The sequence below is a fragment of the Chitinivorax sp. B genome, assembly GCF_005503445.1.
GTDB lineage: Bacteria > Pseudomonadota > Gammaproteobacteria > Burkholderiales > SCOH01 > Chitinivorax.
In genome coordinates this window covers 1-2,627 of sequence record NZ_SCOH01000121.1, presented here as the reverse complement: position 1 = coordinate 2,627, position 2,627 = coordinate 1, and the positions used below count along the sequence as shown (strand labels likewise).

At 52.4% G+C, this 2,627-nt stretch carries 4 protein-coding genes; 3 read left to right on the top strand and 1 reads right to left on the bottom strand.

All coding sequences use genetic code 11. The annotated features are described in order from the left end of the window. The coding region (locus FFS57_RS26030; RefSeq protein WP_249384165.1) for a hypothetical protein at positions 1-237 on the bottom strand (237 nt) is incomplete at its 3' end. Between FFS57_RS26030 and FFS57_RS26355 the strand changes: the two genes are divergently transcribed. From FFS57_RS26355 to FFS57_RS24610, 3 genes are all read left to right on the top strand, one after another. Beyond that, complete coding sequence (locus FFS57_RS26355) at positions 157-855, top strand: RHS repeat-associated core domain-containing protein (RefSeq protein ID WP_502705945.1); 699 nt, start codon at positions 157-159, stop codon at positions 853-855. The genes FFS57_RS26030 and FFS57_RS26355 overlap by 81 nt on opposite strands. Further along, complete coding sequence (locus FFS57_RS24615) at positions 852-1,403, top strand: hypothetical protein (RefSeq protein ID WP_137940466.1); 552 nt, start codon at positions 852-854, stop codon at positions 1,401-1,403. Before FFS57_RS26355 ends, FFS57_RS24615 begins: the two co-directional genes overlap by 4 nt. 40 nt (positions 1,404-1,443) lie before the next feature. Further along, positions 1,444-2,627 (top strand): RHS repeat domain-containing protein (locus FFS57_RS24610; protein WP_137940465.1); only part of this gene is annotated, 1,184 nt, incomplete at its 3' end.

The following is a 2,627-nucleotide window of genomic DNA, read 5'->3' as shown; positions in this document are numbered from 1 at the left end:
GTGCGCCCCAACAGCAGCGACCCCAGCAAACCGCTGATCTACCACGTCTACGCCGACCACCTCAACACCCCACGTGCCATCTATGATGCGTTCAACAAACGCCTGACCTGGCGCTGGGAAAGCGAAGCCTTTGGCAACACCTTGCCGGATCAAGATGTGGACAAGAACGGCAGCCAGTTCGTGTATAACCTGCGCTTCCCGGGACAGTATTGGGATCATGGCATCAAGCTGAGTCATAATTGGTATCGGACTTATAATTCTGAAACCGGCAGGTATGTTCAGAGTGATCCGATTGGGTTGATGGGTGGGTTGAATACTTATGGGTATGTGAAAGGGGACCCACTGAAGTTCGCTGATCCATGGGGGTTAGCGCCAAATGATGCATGTGTTGCAACGTGGACATTAGGAGGCGCTACGTGTGGTGGTGCAGCAGGTTCTGCTGTAGGCGGTGCTGTCGGTGGCGTTGGGGGAGGAGCCGCATGTACAGTAGTTGCACCTGGTGTTGGTACAATTGGCTGTGGGACTGCTGGCGCATCTGCGGGTAGTACGGCTGGTAGTGTGGCGGGTGCAGTTGTTGGTGGGGCCATAGGAAATGCAATCGGTAATGCGGTTTGTAGTGATGCGCCTGCCGCAACATGTCCGCCTTGTAGTCCACCAGCGGGGACCGTGTGTTGGACAATGGATTCAGGGCACGACCATAAAGGCATGGATCCACATTTCCACACTTGGCAAATGAATCAAACACCAGCCCCGGCTTGTGCATGCCAATGGAATAAGAGGCGAGCATTAAAATTTACGTTTCCAGTTGCACCAGTTGGGGTCCCTCCATGTAGCAATTTTGCGAGCTTTCCATGATGAACCTCACTACATTAGATAATTACACATTACTTGGTTATGATTTCAGGAAGCCAAGTGACGTGCCATTTACAATAGATGCGTGCCTTTGGGAACAGGATGATGATCTATATCAGCGACTAGTTGATACAACTTGTAAAGAAAATGTAGCACAACTACTCGATGGCCCTGTTTCAGTGATAGAGGAAAATGCAAGTTCCGATACCATTGCTGTAGCATTCGCGGTTTCTCCCGATGGCTTCAGAATGATGGAATCAATGTTTAAAGGGCGGTTTTTGGAGCGTATTAGCACACCAAATTTGCTATTGAGTCGCGGCTGGCAGCTTTGTGGATTTGATGTTGCTGACATAAATGGATATTTCTCGGTCTTTGGTATCGATAGTCACGCTCCAAAGCTCAATATTGGCACGAAGCTATTCAAGAACGAGAAAGATGCAGCTGCCTTAGTTGAGTCCGCCAACAAACTATATCCGACACATTCGCCATTTGCTGTTTTTTCAGTATTGACCTATCTGCCAAACCGTAGGCAACTGTCAGGTGCCGAATGATTGTTGTGCTGCGTGAATGCTGAAATATTGACGCATTAATATGCAGAAAAGCTGGCTGGGTCAGTTCCGATCTGACCTGACCAGCAACCGCCTGCTGAAACAGAGCGGCAGCAATGCCAAGACCTATACCCTGGACGCCAGCGGCAACCAGACCGGTGACGGCAGCATCACCCTGACTTACGACAACGCCGGCCGCCCCCGCGTCGCCCTGAAGAACGGGCAAAGCGTCAGCGGCTTCTTCTACAACGCCCAAGGGCAACTGGCAATCAAGACCGCCAGCAGCAAACCGATCCAGTTCGTCTACGACGAAGCCGGCCACCTGCTGGCGGAACACGCCGACCCGGCCACGCAAAGCCCGACCCAGGATCATAGCTGGCTGGGTGACACCCCGATCGCGGTGGTGCGCCCCAGCAGCGCCGACCCCAGCAAACCGCTGATCTACCACGTCTACGCCGACCACCTCAACACCCCACGCGCCATCTACGACGCGTTCAACAAACGCCTGACCTGGCGCTGGGAAAGCGAAGCCTTTGGCAATACCCTACCGGATCAGGACGCCGACAAGAACGGCAGCCAGTTCGTGTACAACCTGCGCTTCCCGGGGCAGTATTGGGATAACGGCATCAAGCTGAGTCATAACTGGTATCGGACCTATAATCCGGAAACCGGCAGGTATGTGCAGAGCGATCCGATTGGGTTGCAGGGTGGGTTGAATACATATGGGTATGTTGATGGGAGGCCGCTTGGGTATGTTGATCCGAAAGGGTTATGGGGTACTCTGGTTGTGGGGACTGGGATCCGAGTGATTGGGGGGCGTGCTGCCAGTGCAGCTATAGGTGCGGGTTTGCGCCGTGGAATAGGTGGAACTGCAGGAAGGGTAGCGGCATGTTTGCTAATAGGCAGTTGTTCAATGACGGAGGCGGAAGACGAATCAACTGGTACATCCGAAGGACAGGTCTGTGAGGATGGCAGTGAAGTAGAGGGCTGGAAGATTCCGCAAGAAGCAAGAAATAAGATTCCTCCTGAATGGGGTGATGGGGAACCCAACAGGAAAAAAGATGGGACCCGATGGCATAACCCTGAAAACCCTAAAGGCCAAGGGGTTCGCATTGATAAGGGCGATCCAAATAGTAAACTTCCGAGTCAGCAAGAGGATCATGTTATCGTTCGTGATAAGCAAGTTATTGGTCGTGATGGAAAACCAATAAGTGGAAGCATTAAAAA

Coding starts and splice junctions, on each gene's coding strand:
- FFS57_RS24615 (WP_137940466.1), top strand. CDS start 852: ATGATGAACCTCACTACATTAGATAATTACACATTACTTGGTTATGAT.